Below are 16,598 nucleotides of genomic sequence, written 5' to 3'. Positions count from 1 at the left end.
CGCATGATCCAGATATCCGACAAAGCCCAGACCTATTTCCGCAAGCTCATCGAACGCGAGGGCGTGCCCGGCATGGGCGTGCGCCTGAGCGCGGTGGATGCGGGTACCCCACGTGCCGACGCCCGGCTTGAGTTCGCCGAACCGGCGGACCTGAGCGGCGACGAATGGGCGATCGACTGCGATGGTTTCACCTTGTATGTGGTCGCTGCCAGCGTGCCGTGGATGGACGGGGCCGAAATCGACTACGTCACCCAGTCTACCGGCAACCAGCAGCTCACCATCAAGGCGCCCAAGATCAAGGGCGAAGCGCCCGCAGAGTCGGCTTCGATGGTGGAGCGTGTGCGCTGGGTGGTGGAAAACGAAATCAACCCGCAGTTGGCATCGCATGGCGGGCGCGTGGCCGTGCAGGAAGTCTCCGCCGACGGCGTGGTATTGCTGCGCTTCGGCGGCGGTTGCCACGGCTGCGGCATGGCCGACGTGACCTTGAAGCAGGGCATCGAAAAGACCTTGATGGGGCGCGTGCCCGGCGTGACTGCGGTGCGCGATGCGACCGACCACGCCACCGGCGACGCTCCCTACATTCCGCGCGACAGCGCGGCCTGATTCCGCGCCACCGGTGACAACGGCTGCCGATCTGCTGCAGGCACTGCGCGCGCGCATGCCCGGCAAGCTCATTCTGGATCGGCGCACCGGCCTTCCGTATGGCTGGGGCATCTGGATGGGCAACCGCAAGCACGCGGCTGCGCCATTCAACGATGACCACGTCATGGATGTGCTGTTGGCGCGTGGGCAGCCGACATGGGGTGCGGTGACCGGCGTCTCTGTGCTGTCGCCATTCCAGGCATTCCGCAGCCTGTGGTGGCAACACTGGGACCCGCGGCCGAAGGATCAGCGCCGGCAGCACTGGCTGGCGGTGCTCGGCAGTTTTCTCATCCACCTCGGTTTTGGTGCGCTGCTCATCTGGGTGGTCACCGTGCGCTGGGCGCCGGAAGAAACCAAGCCCGGCGACGAATCGCGGGTGCGCATGACCTTGATCGGCGATGGGGCTGAAGCGCAGGGCGGCGGGGAAGCTCAACCCACGTCTGAGGCATCGACGCAGCCGGCTGCAGCTGCGGCGTCTTCACCAGCGCACGCGGGTGCATCGGCGGCGAAGAGCGAACCAGCTGCATCGCCGGCACCGACACCGACGCCAGTGCCGCCAGCTGCCGACCCTGTGGAGCGCCCCGACACAGCCCAGGTACCAGAACATGCGCCGGAACCGGTGCAAGCGGCCAGCGAACCCGTCACCGCGGATATTCCGCAGGTGACGGTGCAGGTGCCGCCGGTGACGATCGAATCGCCGCTGCAGGTCACCGAAACCCCGGTCGCCACCAACGACTTTGTCGTCCCACCGCCGCCAACGATCACGCTGACGCCGCGTGCGATCGAGCGGGCGGCGCCGCAGGTCGAAGTGCGTCAACGCGACATCCAGACGGTGACCGAACGCCCGCAGGTGCGCGAACTGCAGCGCCCGGCCACCGACGTGGCGGTGCGCTCTGCCGCTGCGCCAACAGTGCGCGAGCGCGACATCGTCATCCCCGAGCGCCCGCAAATCGCCGCGCCGGCTGCGCGCCTGCGTGAGATCTCGCCGACCGTGCGCATGCCTGACGTTGCGGTGCGTCCCGCAGAGCTGCCGAACGTGCCGGATCCGGCGCCTGCGCCAGTGGCGGCGACGCCTATCGTGCCAGCGACGCCTGCGACTCCCGAACCGCGGCCGGCCACCGTGGCGGCGCCAACCGCGCAAGCAGCCGCGCAACCTGCACAGTCGCAGGCCAGTCCTGCCCGGTCCGAACGTTCCAGCAGCGCGCCAGCCGCTGCATCGTCGCCCGCCAAGCCAGCCGCCAGCGGTCATGCCGGCCCGGCGCCTGCCGATCGCAGCGGCGGGTGGGACGTGGCCGCCAACGCCGACGACTGGAGCAAGTCCGACCGCAATCGGCAAGGCGACACGACAGGTGGCAACACCCAGCGCAACGGCATGTTCAATGCCGATGGCAGCATCAAGGTGGCCACCGGAGCCGGTGATGCCGGCCAGGGTGCAGGTGACCGCGGACCACCAGGCAGCGAGACCGATACCTGGACCCGCGACCAGATTGCCCAGGGCGGCACCTGGCTTAAACGTCCGCCGTACGGCTACACGCCGACATCGCTGGACAAGTACTGGATGCCGAACCAGACGCTGCTGCAGGAATGGGTGCGGCGCGGCCTGAAGAAGATCGAGATTCCGATTCCGGGCACGACCACCAAGATCAGTTGCGTGGTGTCCCTGCTGCAATTCGGCGGCGGTTGCGGCCTGAGCGACCCCAATCTCAACGATCAACCGGCTACCGCACGCCCACCGCCGGACGTGCCGTTCAAGCGTGAGTTGCAGGAAGACAAGGGCGCGCTGCCCCATAACGGCGGGTGAGCGTGACGCGCGATGGCGTGCGGCGATGTCTGCCTGAGTGCAAAGATCGGCCCTGCGCCCCTTCGCTTCACGGTGCGCTTGCGCGCCTCCGGGCGCGTGGACATGCATTGTCTGCATCAGCCGCCGAGAGCGCATGATGCGGGGACGCTCGTCCATCGGCTGCAGACCGTGCCGGCCACCGGCGAACCGGTTTGCCGCCTCGATAAAAACCGATCGCTCAACCTGCGGAAACGCGATACATCGCGTGGTGTTCCGGCTGGCGGTGACGGTGGCGCCAGCGGCTCGCGGCTAGGGAGATTGCACTCTCGAACCGGAACGTGCGCCTTCCAAAAACGAGGTCAGGACCGCACGTACGACCGATGCCTGTGCCAGACGGCCGGTGGCCACTGCCCAACCGGCTCCGAACAGGCACGAGAGGTAGAAGTCGCTCCACCAGGACGCCGGCATTTCGATACCGAACACGCCGCGCTGCTGGCCGTGCAAGAAGAAAGCATCCAGATGCGCCTGGAACGACTCCCACTCCGGCGCGGCGTAATAGGTGTTGCCGCGTTCGGCGCCCTCCATGCCCATCTCGTTGACGATGTAGATGACCAGATCCAGGTCTTCCACCAAGGCGTGCGTCATGCGTCGCAGGCTTGCCATGGGATCGGGCAGGGCGTCGTCGTCGGGCAGGGCCGCCTGCAGACGCAGCCACGCTTCGGCGGTGACCTTTTCCACGATTGCCGCGCGGGTCGGGGCAAAGCGGTACAGCGTCGCGCGGCTGATCCCCGCGCCACCGGCCAGCTCGGTGAGATTGCTGCGTGGGCGGCGGGTCAGCGTTGCGGCCAGCAGGCGGATAAGGCGTTGGTCGTCCTGGCTCATACGCTTGAAAAACGAGTGAAGCAGGGATGATACAGGTTCTTTGGAAATGATCCTTATGAATCATATTTGATTCATAAGGATCTATGGAGCATCATTCCCGCGTCATCCTTTGGACCCCGCGCTGTGACAGCCCAACGCGCTTACCGTTTCTTTCCGCTGTGCGCTTTCCTTCCGTTCGCACTGGCCGCCTGCGGCAAAGCCGCTCCACCCGCTGAGTCTTCGGTTGCACCAGCGGTGGAAATCGCCACCGCGCAGGCGCGCAAGGTATTGCAGACCACCGATCTGCCCGGCCGTGTTTCGCCGATGCGCGTAGCGCAGGTTCGTGCGCGCGTGGCCGGCGTGGTGCTGGCACGCCGGTTCGAAGAAGGTTCGGACGTCAGGGCAGGGCAGGTGTTGTTTCAGATCGACCCCGCGCCGTTCGAGGCCGCGGTGGCGCGCGCACGCGGGGAGCTGAGGCGTAGCGACGCCGAGCTGGAAAATGCCGCCGCCCAGTTCGAACGCAGCCAGCAACTGGTGCAGCGGCAGGTGATCAGCCGGCAGGATTTCGACACCGCCCGCAGCAATTTCAAAAGCACCCAGGCAGCCGTGGCGTCGGCGCGTGCGGCGCTGAAAACCGCGCAACTGGAGCTGGGCTTCGCCACGGTGCGTGCGCCGATCGACGGCCGCATCGGGCGGGCGCTGGTCACCGAGGGCGCGCTGGTCGGGCAGGGGGGCGAGGCGACAGAAATGGCGCTGATACAACAGCTCGATCCGATCTTCGCCGACTTCAATCGTCCGGTCGCCGAAGCGCTGAAGTTGCGCGGTCGCGCCCGCAAAGGCGAGGCGCCGCTCAAGGTCGTCATCGACATTCCTGAGCTCGGCGAGACACGCGAGGGCGACCTGCTGTTCGCGGACATGCGGGTGGACGAAACAACCGATACGGTGTCGCTGCGCGCGCAATTCGACAACCGCGACAACCTGTTGCTGCCGGGGATGTTCGTGCGCGTGCGCACGCCGAACGGTACCGCCAGCGACGCGGTCTACGTGCCACAGCGGGCGATTCAGCGGCGACCGGGCGGCAGCGCTGCGGTGATGGTCGTGGGCGCCGACGGCAGGGCCGAACTGCGCGATGTCCGAACCGGCGCGATGGTCGGCACCGACTGGCAGATACTCGAAGGGCTGAAGGCCGGTGAGCGCTACATCGCCTCAGGCGCGACGCGGATCCAGCCTGGTGCCGTGTTGAACGCCGCGCACTGAACCACTCTTCATTCCGCCTGTGCGGGCGCGTGGCGCCCCGGTGACCGTCCATGTCCCGATTCTTTATCGACCGCCCCAACTTCGCGTGGGTGGTTGCGATTTTCATCTCGCTCGCCGGCCTGCTGGCATTGCGCACCTTGCCTGTCGAAAAATATCCGGAAGTGGCGCCGCCGCAGATCAGCATTTCTGCCACCTATCCCGGCGCGTCGGCCCAGGTCGTCAACGACGCGGTGACCAGTGTCATCGAGCAGGAGCTCAACGGCGCGCGCGACATGCTGTATTACGACTCCAGCAGCTCCAACGGCAGTGCGCAGATCACCATCACGTTCCAGCCCGGCACCGATCCCAACATCGCCCAGGTGGACGTGCAGAACCGCATTCGTCAATCCGAATCGCGACTGCCGGCAGCGGTGACGCAACTTGGCTTGCAGGTCGAACAGACCACTGCCGGCTTCCTGATGCTGTATTCGTTGGTCTACAAGGATGCGACCGCCGCGCAGGACGTGGTGCGCCTGAACGACTACGCGGCCAGAGTGGTCAACGACGAGATCCGCCGTGTTCCCGGCGTGGGACGCGTGCAGTTCTTCGGCGCCGAAGCGGCGATGCGGGTGTGGGTGGACACCCAGGCATTGCGCGGCTATGGGCTGAGCATTGTCGACGTCAATAACGCGATCCGTGCGCAAAACCTGCAAGTGGCAGCCGGTAGCCTGGGCGAACGCCCAGGCGCGCATGATCAGGAATTGACCACCACGCTGGTGGTGCGCGGCCTGATGGAATCGCCGCAGGAATTTGGCCAGATCATCCTGCGTGCCCAGACCAATGGCGCGGTGGTGCATCTGTCGGACGTGGCGAAGCTGGAACTTGGATTGGAGAACTACCAGTTCGATGTGCAGGAAAACGGTGGCCCGGCCGCCGGCGCGGCAGTGCAGCTGGCGCCAGGCGGCAATGCCGTCGCCACCGTGGCGGCGGTGCGCCAGCGCCTGCAGGAACTCTCGCAGCGTTTTCCGGCAGACATCACCTACTCGGTGCCCTTCGATAGTTCGACCTTCGTCAATGTGGCAATCAGGAAGGTGCTTCACACCTTGCTCGAAGCGATGGCGCTGGTGTTTCTGGTGATGTTCGTGTTCCTGCAGAACATCCGCTACACCTTGATCCCGGCGATCGTGGTGCCGGTGTGCCTGTTGGGCACGTTCGCGATGATGAAGCTGCTGGGTTTCTCGGTGAACATGATGAGCATGTTCGCGATGGTGCTGGCGATCGGCATCCTGGTGGACGATGCGATTGTGGTGGTCGAGAACGTCGAGCGCCTGATGGCCGTGGAAGGCCTGTCGCCGCGCGATGCCTCGATCAAGGCGATGACTCAGGTGGGCGGTGCGATCGTCGGCATCACCCTGGTGCTCACCGCAGTGTTTTTGCCGCTCGCCTTCATGAGCGGTTCGGTCGGCGTGATCTACCGACAGTTCTCCGCAGTGCTCGCCGTCTCGATCCTGTTTTCCGGTTTCCTGGCGCTGACCATGACACCGGCGCTGTGCGCGACGTTCCTGGTACCCATCGATGGCCGCCATGAGAAGAAGGGATTCTTCGCTTGGTTCGACCGCAACTTCAGCGCGCTGACGTCGCGTTTCGATCGGTTGAACCATCGCCTGGTGCGCCGTGCCGGGCGCTACATGCTGGTGTACGCCGTGCTGCTTTGCGCGCTTGGGCTGGCATACGTGCGGCTGCCGGAGGCCTTCGTACCGCAGGAAGACGAGGGCTACATGATCGTGGACATGCAGTTGCCGCCCGGCGCGAGCTACAGCCGTACGCGCGCGGCCGGGCAACAGGTCAACGATTACCTCGCCGCGCGGCCGAGCATGCAGGACGTGACGCTGGTGTACGGTTTCAGTTTCTCCGGAAGCGGCGCCAATGCGGCCATGGCCTTTCCGTCACTGAAAGACTGGAGCGAACGCGGCGACAGCGAATCGGTGGCCAGCGAAGTGGCGGCCGCCAACGCGGCGCTGGCACGCATCAGCGACGCGACCATCATGGCCGTGATGCCGCCGCCGATCGAAGGCCTGGGCAATTCCGGCGGTTTCTCTCTGCGCGTGCAGGACCGCGGCAATCTTGGGCGCGACGCGCTGATGCGGTCGGTGAACCAGTTGCTGCATGCGGCCAATCAGTCGCCCAAGCTGGCATACGCGATGGTGGAAGGTCTTGCCGATGCGCCGCAGCTGCGCCTGGAAGTGGATCGCGGCAAGGCCGAAGCGCTGGGCGTGAGCTTTCAGAGCGCGATGGAGGTGCTGTCCAGCGCGTTCGGCTCGACGATCGTCAACGATTTCGTCAACCGCGGTCGTCTGCAACGGGTGGTGGTACAGGGCAATGCAAGCGATCGCGCCACGCCCCAATCACTGGACACGCTGTCTGTCACCAGCAGTACCGGCAAGCAGGTGCCGTTGACGGCGTTCACCACGCAACGGTGGGAGCAGGGGCCGGTGCAGATTGCCCGCTACAACGGCTATGCGTCGGTCAATCTCACCGGCGTGGCTGCGCCAGGCATCAGCTCGGGCGACGCGCTGGCGGAAATGGAGCGCCTGGCGACTGCACTTCCCCAGGGCATTGGCTACGAATGGTCTGCACTGTCGTATCAAGAAAAAGCTGCCGGCACACAGGCGCCACTGCTGCTCGGCCTGGCCTTGCTGGTGGTGTTTCTGCTGCTGGTCGCGCTGTATGAGAGTTGGGCGATTCCGTTTTCGGTGATGCTGATCGTGCCGATCGGCGCGATTGGCGCAACCGCCGCGGTGTGGGTGGCCGGCCTTTCCAACGATGTGTACTTCAAGGTCGGCCTGATCACCATCATCGGCCTGGCCGCCAAGAATGCGATTTTGATCGTGGAGTTCGCCAAGGAACTGCATGCGCAGGGCGCGCGCGTGCCGGACGCTGCAATGCAGGCGGCCAGGCTGCGCTTTCGCCCGATCGTGATGACGTCGCTGGCCTTCATTCTCGGCGTGATTCCGCTGGTGATCGCACGCGGTGCGGGTGCAGCGAGCCAGAATGCGTTGGGCACCGGCGTGATCGGCGGCATGCTGGCGGCCAGTACGCTTGGTGTCGTGTTCACCCCGATCTTTTTTACCTGGGTGATGGCGTATGTGGCTGCCCGCAGGAGTGCAGCCGCAAACCCGGCGGAGCCCTCCACATGATCATGCCGGGCGACTGCATGCGGCATCGGTCGATCGTGAGAAGAGGGCGGCAGTAATCGCGATAGCGTTCGTGCCGACCTGACGGCGCCAGCAATCGACCGGCAGGCGCTCCAAAGCCCCGAGCCTGTTTGCGGGCGCTGAGCGCGTCTCAGCGCGGACGTTTCGTCTTTAGCTGGCCTGCAGCGCTGAGCAGTCCCAGCGCCCACTCCACGCGCTCTGCTGCGGAGTCGATCAGGCGTGCCGGGTGTTCTCCCAGCAGCGCACGAAGTTGATGCGGCGCAAACACCAGATCGACGAAGTGGCCTGCTAACGCAGAGGGATCGGCGGGTTGATCTTGGCCATCGAGGATCGCCATGCGCACACGTTGCAGCCCGCCTTCCCAGCCGATGCGGTTGACCTCCGCAGCAAGCTCCGGCGCCCGGATGGAGGTGCCGACGACCAAGCGCATCATTGCCACGGTCTGCGGCTGCAGCGCGTGCGCAAGTATTCCTCGACCTGCGAGCCTTAGCCGCCCCTCAAGATCCAGCGGGGCGCTGGGAGCGGCTGGCAGGGGCTGGGTCTGCACATCACGGCGAATCACTGCCTCGAAAATGGCGTCCTTGTTGGCATAGCGCGCGTAGAGGCTGGCCTTGCCGGCACCTGCCAGTCGCGCGATGTCGTCGCATGAGGTGTGCTCGAAGCCGCGTTCCAGGAAGAGCTGTAGTGCCGCATCCAGAAGCCGCCGATCGACATCGCCGGCTTTATCGGGTGGCGGCCTGCCGCCTTTGGATTTTTGCTTGACCGCCTTCATCGACGAAACGTTACACGCCACTTGTGCTTTCAACAACTGAACGATATCGTTCAGTTGTTCGCTGCATGGTCTTTCCCGCCAGCACGATGCATGAGAGCCGATGTAACAGGGCGCTGCTGCCCCCTGGTGCGTTGGCTGCCCGCCGCTTTCGGCACCCGAAGACTCAAGCGAGAAGCACGTGGTGAACACACAGACGAGTTCGCAGGTCGTTGTTGCTGGAGCCACCGGCGATCTCGGTTACCGGATCGCGGTGGCCCTGAAAGATCAGGGCGCGGCCGTGGTTGCACTGGTGCGGCACGGGGCAGGGAAGAGCCGCGTCGCGTCGTTGGAGGGGCAGGGCATCCAGGTTCGACATGTTGAGCTCGACGACGCCGAGCGGTTACGCGAGGCGCTCATGGGCGCGGACTGTGTGGTTTGCGCACTGAACGGCTTGGAAGAGGTCATGTTGGGTCAACAGGGAAACCTGTTGCATGCAGCGGTTTCTGCGGGCGTCCCGCGTTTTATCCCGTCCGATTTCTCGCTGGACTACACGAAGACGCGGCCAGGCGACAATCGCAATCTGGACCTGCGGCGCCGCTTCAGAGAGCAACTGGACGCCACGCCCATTTCGGCCACATCAATTCTGTGTGGCGGCTTTCTGGAATTGCTTGAGGGCAGTGCGCGCCTGGTTGTACCGGGCCGCCGGGTTCTGCATTTTGGCGACGCAGACCAGAAACTCGATTTCACTGCCAAGGACGATGTCGCCCGCTATACGGCCGCGGCGGCGCTGGATCCCAATGCTCCACGCGATCTGCGGATTGCCGGCAACAGCATTTCGCCCAACGACATCGCACACCTGCTCACCGAGCTCACGGGCGAGCGATATCGCACGCTCAGGCCAGGCGGAATCGGCACGATGTCGGCCATCATCCGCGTCGTGCGCGCACTGACGCCGACCAGCGATGACCCGTTCCCACCCTGGCAAGGCATGCAATACCTGCGCGACATGATGAGTGGACGCGGCAAGTTGATCCATCTGGACAATGATCGCTACGGCGCGCGCGCGTGGCAGTCAGCTCGCCAGACCTTGGCGAACACCTACGCAACGGAGGCTTGAGATGACTGACGGCATGACACCGTTTCGGATCAACATCGCGCAGGCTGAGCTGGATGATCTCAACCAACGTCTTTGGCACACGCGTTGGCCCAGTCCGGAAACCGTGAGTGATCACAGCCAGGGCCCACAATCGGCGCGCATTCGACGCCTGGTCGAGCGCTGGCGGACGGGCTACGACTGGCGCGCCACCGAGCGGTTGCTCAATGGCTGGAATAGCAGTCGCACGGCCATTGACGGACTGGATATCCATTTCCTGCATGTGCGTTCACCGGAGCCGGGCGCGCTTCCATTGCTGTTGACGCATGGATGGCCGGGATCGATTCTGGAATTTCGCGACGTGATCGGCCCACTGACTGACCCGGTGGCCTACGGCGGGAAGGCGTCGGATGCGTTTCATCTGGTGATCCCATCGTTGCCCGGCTTTGGTTTCTCTGGGAAACCCACCTCCCGCGGCTGGGGAGTGGGGCGAACGGCTGCGGCATGGGTCGAACTGATGCGCCGGCTGGGTTATGGCGAACGCTGGACCGCCCAGGGCGGCGATTGGGGCAGCGCGATCACGACCGCGCTTGGGTTCATGCAGCCGCCCGGCTTGGTGGGCATCCATCTGAACACGGTGATGTTCGACCCGAGCGCCGAAGAAATTGCCAACGCCACGCCAGCAGAGCAGCGGATGCTCGACGATGCCAAGCGCTATCAGAGAGAATTTTCAGGCTACATGCACCTGCAAAGCACACGACCGCAGTCGGTGGGGTTTAGCCTGGCTGATTCTCCAGCCGGCATTGCCGCATGGATCTATGCGCTCTTCCAGGATGTTTCCCAAAGCGGCGGCGAACCGGAAAACGTGATCGCGCTGGACCATCGCATCGACGACATCATGCTGTACTGGCTCCCCAATGCCGGGCCCAGCTCGGTGCGTTTTTACTGGGAAGCTGCGCAGGAAGCTGGGACAGCGATGCCCATGCACCCGATGCCCACGCCAACCGGGATCAGCATGTTTCCCGGAGAACAAGTACGCATTTCGCGGCGCTGGGCAGAACGACGCTTTGCAGATCTGCGCTTTTTTGCAGAGGCAGAGCGGGGCGGGCATTTTGCTGCGATGGAAAATCCGCCGGCATTTGTCGACCACCTCCGAGACACCTTTCAATCGCTGGGGTAATGGTTGCGGGATCTTATCGAGTCCGACTAGCTGATTGGGCTTTGCAGCGGCAATCCAGTGCATTCGGCTGCGATGAGCTATTTAGCGAAGGGAGGGCGGACAACTTCGAGCCAGCGGGACGTGGCGGCTGATGCAAGAGGCGGATCGTTAGCCTGAGGACATGCTTGGCTAGCGACCGCCTTGAAATGTAAAGGTGAAGCGCGCCGCAGAGCGGTCGGCGGTTTGCGGGGCGATGGGCACGGGCGTGGCCTCCACCAGCGTCAACATGCCATCGGCAATAGGCACCGGAATGCCTAACGTAAGGTCAACCTGTCTGGACCAGCCACCACCCAGCACCGTCGCACGTACGATCAGTCGGCCTTCCACGATGCATTGAACATCAGTAGGGCAACGGCTGTCTTCGACGACTCGGTCGGGCCGTACCCTGGGACCATCGACCGCTGCCATCTCGCCTAGGCGCACAGGGCCTTCAATGAGATGACCCGTCGCCGGGGGCGTGGTGGCGCATCCTCCAAGCGACATGACGGCGAGCACTGCCAGAGACAGTAAAGGGGCGCGATGAAGGTCATGCTTGCCGGCAGTCCTCGCCTGGCACGATTGAGGTTGCGGGTGGCTTTGGAGCGATGCGCGCATTGATCGACGTCCTTCAGATGAGATCCCGAACCACGTCTTCGGCCAGCCACTGCGACGCGTCAGCGTCTTCGCTCACCGTGCAGCGGATCGACTGACCTGCCAGCATGGCACCGCCGCGCCGAGGCGGCTTGAGCGTGCTGACCATGAACGCGCGCTGCCGCTCTGTATAAGTAAATTGTAATGCCTGAATTGCCAATTGGTGCATCACACCCTGATACTGCGCTCGCAGCGATCTCAGGAGGAGCCGGCGCTGACGACTCTGCAGAAATGGACGTTGGAGCAGATCACCTATCGGGATGAGTTCTTGGCAAATCCACCGTTGCAGGCCATCGCTTACGTGAGCGAGGTGCGTCGTCCCATGTCGATGGGGGAGGTCGACCGGCTGCTTGTCTCTTCCAGTGCACACAACGCGCTGGCCGCCATCACCGGCGTCCTGCTCTACGATGGCGCTCGATTTTTTCAGTATTTCGAAGGCCCACCTGCCGGGGTGCAGCATACCTACGATCGCATCAAGCAGTCTGCGCGCCATCACGTGATCGCAGAGGTCTACAACGGCTCCATCGTCGAGCGTTACTTTCCCGACTGGCAGATGGCGTGCCGCAAGGTGCTTCCCGGGTCGATCGTCGAGCTCAGCGCACAACGCTGGTCGCGCACACGCCTTGCGCTGTGGTCTGCGGGAAATAAGCCGGAGCCTGTGTCCCGGTTGCTGGAGTTCTGGGAGGGGGCCATGCCGCCGACAGCTGATGTATGACCAGGCGCGGGTGAACGGTCTACCCCATCGCTAGGGCGCCCAGCAGGGAGGTTCCTGCGACCGATTTGCGTCCGCCATGGCTGCAGTCCTCTTGATGCAAGCGATATCGAAAGCGACGTAGAGCGTTCTTTTCGGCGAAGAGCGAATGGCGAATGGCAAATAGCGAGCACGCTGTATCAGGTAGGCGCATCGAGCATCCGATTCGCTCGCATCACGGCGCAGCGCACCAGGCACTGAAGGACGATGCCAGGGTCATTGCCCACTTTGCAGCAATCAACAGGCACTCAAGGCATGAGCACGTTGCAGGATCTGAAAGAGGAGCTGTCGCGCTTTGGGGCCAACAACGATGCGGTAGAAACCGCACGTGGCAAACGCATGCTGAATATCACCCCCGAAACCGGCGAACTGCTCGCCCTGCTGGTACACGCGACGCGGGCACGGCAGGTGCTAGAGGTGGGTACTTCCAATGGCTACTCCACGCTGTGGCTGGCCGAAGCTGTCATCGCCGTCGGTGGACACGTCATCACGCTGGAACATGCCGAAGACAAGGCCGCCCTGGCGGCGGCGAACTTCGTGCGTGCCGGACTACAGGCGCACATCACGCAGGTGCTGGGCGATGCAGGCACGTGGTTGGAGACCGCCGACGATGGCAGCGTCGATCTGCTGTTTTTGGACTCGGACCGCAGCGCCTATGCACGGTGGTGGCCGCAGCTGCGCCGCGTGCTCAAGCGCGGCACCGGCCTGATGGTGGTGGACAACGCCACCTCACACGCGACGGAGATGGCAGATTTCATGCAGGCTGTCCGAGCCGACATGTCCTTCCGATGCAGCGAGGTGCCGGTTGGCAACGGACAGTTCATGGCAGTGCGCGTTGCAGACTGAATCGCGAGCGACGTTGCGCAGCGGCTAGCGCCCGACGATTCCAACTGAGGCTGATGCACGCCTGTTCTGCTGAGCGGTCGAGCCGTCGATTCTTTCCGGCTTGAAGTGACATTCGGTAGCACGACTGATTCTTCGCATCGGCTGAGTCCGGTTACAACGCTTGACCAAAACTCTGTTCGCTCCCCTTGCACGAACGCACGCACGGCGTGACGTTTCTTACGCGTGGCATTGCGATCGGTGTTGATTGGCGAAGCAGGCTTGCATCGACGACTTGCGCCCATCGTCAAGCGGCAAAGCATTGTTCTTTATCCAGCTGCCGTCGCGGTGAGGCACTTGGCCGTTGGCTCACTTGAGTTTGACGAGCCATCGCCTAGATTGGCGTATGTATCAATCAGCACTCGCCCGCGACGATCTGCCGGGTACACCTTTGCTATCGCCAAATCCAGCGCTCGCGCAATGCGTGCGTGAGTACCTGCGACTGACGCCGCAACTTCCCAATCCTGGCGCAGGGCGCACGTACGCGCGATGGCAGGCGCTGAGCAAGCTGGGGGCTGCGAGCTTGCCGCTTGCCAAGGTGCTGGAAGCGCATTACGACGCGGTGTCGATTTTCTCCGAGGCCGGCCAGCCATTAGCTTCCAATGGAGCGGTGTGGGCTGTGTGGGCAGCGGGCGGGCCGCATGACACCGTGGCGTATGAAGCGAGCTCAAGCACGGTGTCCGGTATCAAGCCGTGGTGCAGCGCGGAGTTGGTCGTTGTGACGCACGCCTTGGTGACCGTCCGAAACGGCGATCGGCAGCCGCTTGCCGCGGTGACGCTGAGGCAAGGATGCTTCGAGCTTGATGCAAGTCAGTGGCACGGACCAGGCATGCTCGGCATTCCAACTGGCAACGGCCATTTCGCGAATGCGCCGGCACGTTTGCTGGGTGAGCCGGGATTCTATTTGCAGCGGCCGGGTTTTTGGCATGGCGGGGCGGGCATCGCGGCCTGCTGGTATGGCGCCGCCGCAGCCATTGCCGAGCATGTCCGCCGCTCGCCACGAGTGGCAAACAATCCTTTTGCCGCAGCACACCTGGGCGCAATCGACGAACGGCTGACGGGTGCACGGCTGATGCTGCAGGACCTGGCCAAAACGATCGACGACGCTCCAACCCAAAGCCATCAACTGCCTGTCATTCGGTTACGTAGCGTGATGGATCGCGTCTGCCGGGACGTGATCGAACGCGCCGCCTTGGCCCTGGGGCCTGCCTCGCTGTGCTGCGATGCCGGGCACGCGCAACGGTGCGCCGACCTGGCTGCCTTCATCCGCCAATCCCACGGGGAAAAAGACGAGCAGTGGCTGGGGGAACAACTGCATGCACGCGAGGTCAACCCATGGCGGCTGTGAGGGGCGAGCAGATCGCAGGGCAAGGCGTCAGCGAACAGCGCTGGCGTGCATCGCGCCAGTTGAATGCGCTGCTCACCAGCAGCCTCGACCAGCTACTGGGCACCGCCACACGGGTCGTGGTGGTTTCCCCGCATCCGGATGACGAGGTGCTGGGGTGTGGCGGGCTGCTTGCGATGGCGATCGCATCGGGAAGGCAGGTCCTGATCATCTCCGTGACCGACGGCGAAGCCGCCTATCCGCAGGACGACGCATGGCCGCCCGCGCGGCTGGCAGCTGCGCGTCATGAGGAGTTGCGTGACGCGCTGGCGTGCCTGGGTATCGATCCATCCAGCATCGTCAGGCTGGATGCGGGAGATGGCCAGGTACGTGCGGGAATTGACGCACTTGGTGCACGGCTGGCCGAGCTGCTGCAACCACGCGACGTGGTGCTGGTGACGTATGCGCGCGATGGCCACCCCGATCACGAAGCCTGCGCAGATGCAGCGAGTGCCGCAGTTGCACGATGCGGAGCGCGGTTGATCCAGTTTCCGATATGGGCATGGCATTGGGACGACCCCGACCACAGTCAGATGCTGGCATCGGCCACGCGTCTGGAGCTTTCTGCCGATGCTCACGCTGCAAAGCTGCAGGCGATGTCCGCGTTCAAGACGCAGACCGGTCACGTCACGCCTGCGTTGCGCAACCCCATCCTTCCCGACTGGGCGCTGGCGAGGTTTCGGCGCGACTTCGAGGTCTATCTCCCATGAACGCCCAGGCCAACGCCGATTATTTCGACAGCATCTACCAGCAGTACGATCCCTTCGGCTATGGGACACGTTGGTACGAAAAACGCAAACGCGACATCCTGCTGGCAACCTTGCCTCGGCAGGGATTTGCACGGGGATGGGAGCTGGGGTGTTCCAATGGCGAAGCAACCTGTGGGCTCGCTGCCCGCTGCGATCGCTTGCTGGCAACCGATATGTCCGCCGCCGCGGTACACCACGCCAAGCAACGCGTGGGGGAGCGCAGCAATGTCGAAATCGTGCAGGCTTGCCATCCGCAGCACTGGCCGGTGGGAAGTTTCGATCTGATCGTGCTGAGCGAGATCGGCTACTACCTCGCCGCCCCCGAGCTCGACGAGCTGATCGCGCGTCTGCAGCAGGCGCTCACGCCGGAGGGACTGCTGGTGGCCTGCCACTGGAAGCATCCTTTCGAACAGGCACAGCAAGATGGCATCGCGGTCCATGCCTGTATTGCCCGACTGATCACCTTGCCGCTGAGTTATCGCTATGAAGACAGCGATTTTCTGCTGGAAGCGTGGACCGCGCAGCCATTGTCGGTGGCACAGCACGAAGGCTTGCGATGATCGCCGTCATCATACCGGCACATAACGAGGCCGAGTGCATGACCGCCTGCCTTGCATCGGTGTTTCTCGCCGCATCGCACCCCGAACTGCACGAGGCTGTGGAGGTGATCGTCGCGGTGGACCGTTGCACGGATGCAACGGCAGAGCTGGCACTGGCATTGGGCGCGCACGTGATCGACGTACCCGTGCCCGGCGGCGTCGGCATCGCATGGGCCGCAGCGGCCTCAAAGGCCATTGCACTGGGCGCCGATTGGCTGGCCGTGACCGACGCTGATTCGCGCGTCCCGGCCGATTGGCTGGTGGAACAGCGCAGGGCCGACGCGGACGTGTTCTGCGGTGTCGTGCAGGTGGAGGATTGGCTGGATTATTCCGATGAAGTGCGTTGCAGGTTCGAACAGACCCAGGCAACTGGACAAGGTCATGGCCGCATTCACGGCGCCAACCTCGGTGTGAGCACCGCGCTCTATCAACAATGCGGTGGGTTCTCTGCGTTGACCTGCAGCGAAGACGTTGCGCTGGTCCACGCGCTGCAGGCGATCAACGCGTCAATCGCCTGGTCGCCACGCTCGGTGGTGTGGACCAGTGCCCGCAGGCAGGCACGGGCAATTGGCGGATTCTCGGATTTTTTGAAGCAGCTGGAAGCCTCGACCTGCGTGCCTGCGTAGTCGGTAACGCAACGCTTTGAGCCGTCTTTGCAAGATGTCATGGCCATGCCGCATGTCTTCGATTCGCCAAGCAGATGCGCTTTAGCTAAAACGTGTCTTCGCTTCAACGACTGCAGGGCTACGGCCTGGCAAGACCAGCGACTTGAAGCGCATCCGCGGCATCGCCGCAGTCGAACCACG

Annotated in this window: 16 protein-coding genes; 12 read left to right on the top strand and 4 right to left on the bottom strand. The window is 63.9% G+C overall.

Features of this window, described 5'->3' with window-relative positions; translation table 11 throughout:
• Positions 1–3 precede the first annotated feature (3 nt).
• Together J7396_RS12905 and J7396_RS12900 are read left to right on the top strand one after the other, a co-directional pair.
• Positions 4–603: an NfuA family Fe-S biogenesis protein gene (locus J7396_RS12905; RefSeq protein WP_008575672.1), complete on the top strand. Its 600-nt coding sequence runs from the start codon at positions 4–6 to the stop codon at positions 601–603.
• A 13-nt stretch (positions 604–616) separates the two neighbouring features.
• Complete coding sequence (locus J7396_RS12900) at positions 617–2,443, top strand: transmembrane repetitive protein (RefSeq protein ID WP_209261552.1); 1,827 nt, start codon at positions 617–619, stop codon at positions 2,441–2,443.
• Positions 2,444–2,731: 288 nt separating this feature from the next.
• Here the strand turns inward: J7396_RS12900 and J7396_RS12895 are convergent, their stop codons facing one another.
• Positions 2,732–3,304, bottom strand: a complete 573-nt coding sequence (locus J7396_RS12895) for a TetR/AcrR family transcriptional regulator (RefSeq protein WP_209261551.1) — start codon at positions 3,302–3,304, stop codon at positions 2,732–2,734.
• A gap of 123 nt (positions 3,305–3,427) precedes the next feature.
• Between J7396_RS12895 and J7396_RS12890 the strand changes: the two genes are divergently transcribed.
• Together J7396_RS12890 and J7396_RS12885 are read left to right on the top strand one after the other, a co-directional pair.
• On the top strand, positions 3,428–4,540 hold the full coding sequence (locus J7396_RS12890; RefSeq protein WP_008575678.1) for an efflux RND transporter periplasmic adaptor subunit: 1,113 nt from the start codon (positions 3,428–3,430) through the stop codon (positions 4,538–4,540).
• 50 nt (positions 4,541–4,590) lie between these two features.
• A complete protein-coding gene (locus J7396_RS12885; RefSeq protein ID WP_209261550.1) occupies positions 4,591–7,716 on the top strand; it encodes a multidrug efflux RND transporter permease subunit in 3,126 nt (1,041 codons plus the stop codon).
• Between the two features lie 148 nt (positions 7,717–7,864).
• Here the strand turns inward: J7396_RS12885 and J7396_RS12880 are convergent, their stop codons facing one another.
• Positions 7,865–8,506 carry a TetR/AcrR family transcriptional regulator gene (locus J7396_RS12880; RefSeq protein WP_008575681.1) on the bottom strand — a complete coding sequence of 214 codons (642 nt, stop codon included), beginning with the start codon at positions 8,504–8,506 and terminating at the stop codon, positions 7,865–7,867.
• A gap of 181 nt (positions 8,507–8,687) precedes the next feature.
• Between J7396_RS12880 and J7396_RS12875 the strand changes: the two genes are divergently transcribed.
• Positions 8,688–9,602 carry an NmrA family NAD(P)-binding protein gene (locus J7396_RS12875; RefSeq protein WP_209261549.1) on the top strand — a complete coding sequence of 305 codons (915 nt, stop codon included), beginning with the start codon at positions 8,688–8,690 and terminating at the stop codon, positions 9,600–9,602.
• Position 9,603: 1 nt separating this feature from the next.
• Positions 9,604–10,758 (top strand): epoxide hydrolase family protein, encoded by a 1,155-nt coding sequence (locus J7396_RS12870; RefSeq protein ID WP_209261548.1) that lies wholly within the window; start codon positions 9,604–9,606, stop codon positions 10,756–10,758.
• Positions 10,759–10,926: 168 nt separating this feature from the next.
• Here the strand turns inward: J7396_RS12870 and J7396_RS12865 are convergent, their stop codons facing one another.
• Positions 10,927–11,391 carry a hypothetical protein gene (locus J7396_RS12865; RefSeq protein WP_031422804.1) on the bottom strand — a complete coding sequence of 155 codons (465 nt, stop codon included), beginning with the start codon at positions 11,389–11,391 and terminating at the stop codon, positions 10,927–10,929.
• Between the two features lie 13 nt (positions 11,392–11,404).
• Positions 11,405–11,596 (bottom strand): hypothetical protein, encoded by a 192-nt coding sequence (locus J7396_RS12860; RefSeq protein ID WP_209261547.1) that lies wholly within the window; start codon positions 11,594–11,596, stop codon positions 11,405–11,407.
• Positions 11,597–11,665: 69 nt separating this feature from the next.
• On the opposite strand from J7396_RS12860, the gene J7396_RS12855 reads away from it, so the two are divergent.
• The 6 genes from J7396_RS12855 to J7396_RS12830 all read left to right on the top strand — a co-directional run bounded on the left by J7396_RS12855 (position 11,666) and on the right by J7396_RS12830 (position 16,418).
• On the top strand, positions 11,666–12,142 hold the full coding sequence (locus J7396_RS12855) for a BLUF domain-containing protein (RefSeq protein WP_031422802.1): 477 nt from the start codon (positions 11,666–11,668) through the stop codon (positions 12,140–12,142).
• A 291-nt stretch (positions 12,143–12,433) separates the two neighbouring features.
• Complete coding sequence (locus J7396_RS12850) at positions 12,434–13,024, top strand: class I SAM-dependent methyltransferase (RefSeq protein WP_008575693.1); 591 nt, start codon at positions 12,434–12,436, stop codon at positions 13,022–13,024.
• Between the two features lie 865 nt (positions 13,025–13,889).
• On the top strand, positions 13,890–14,408 hold the full coding sequence (locus J7396_RS12845) for an acyl-CoA dehydrogenase family protein (protein ID WP_127166282.1): 519 nt from the start codon (positions 13,890–13,892) through the stop codon (positions 14,406–14,408).
• A complete protein-coding gene (locus tag J7396_RS12840) occupies positions 14,396–15,154 on the top strand; it encodes a PIG-L family deacetylase (RefSeq protein WP_209261546.1) in 759 nt (252 codons plus the stop codon). The genes J7396_RS12845 and J7396_RS12840 overlap by 13 nt, the downstream gene beginning before the upstream one ends.
• A complete protein-coding gene (locus J7396_RS12835) occupies positions 15,151–15,753 on the top strand; it encodes a class I SAM-dependent methyltransferase (protein ID WP_209261545.1) in 603 nt (200 codons plus the stop codon). The genes J7396_RS12840 and J7396_RS12835 overlap by 4 nt, the downstream gene beginning before the upstream one ends.
• Positions 15,750–16,418, top strand: a complete 669-nt coding sequence (locus J7396_RS12830) for a glycosyltransferase (protein ID WP_209261544.1) — start codon at positions 15,750–15,752, stop codon at positions 16,416–16,418. The genes J7396_RS12835 and J7396_RS12830 overlap by 4 nt, the downstream gene beginning before the upstream one ends.
• The last annotated feature ends 180 nt before the right edge of the window (positions 16,419–16,598 follow it).

The sequence above is a fragment of the Xanthomonas sp. A1809 genome (assembly GCF_017746015.1).
GTDB classification, from domain to species: Bacteria; Pseudomonadota; Gammaproteobacteria; order Xanthomonadales; family Xanthomonadaceae; genus Xanthomonas; species Xanthomonas euvesicatoria.
Note: the sequence above shows the minus strand (reverse complement) of the source record. Positions and strands in the feature narration are given on the sequence as shown.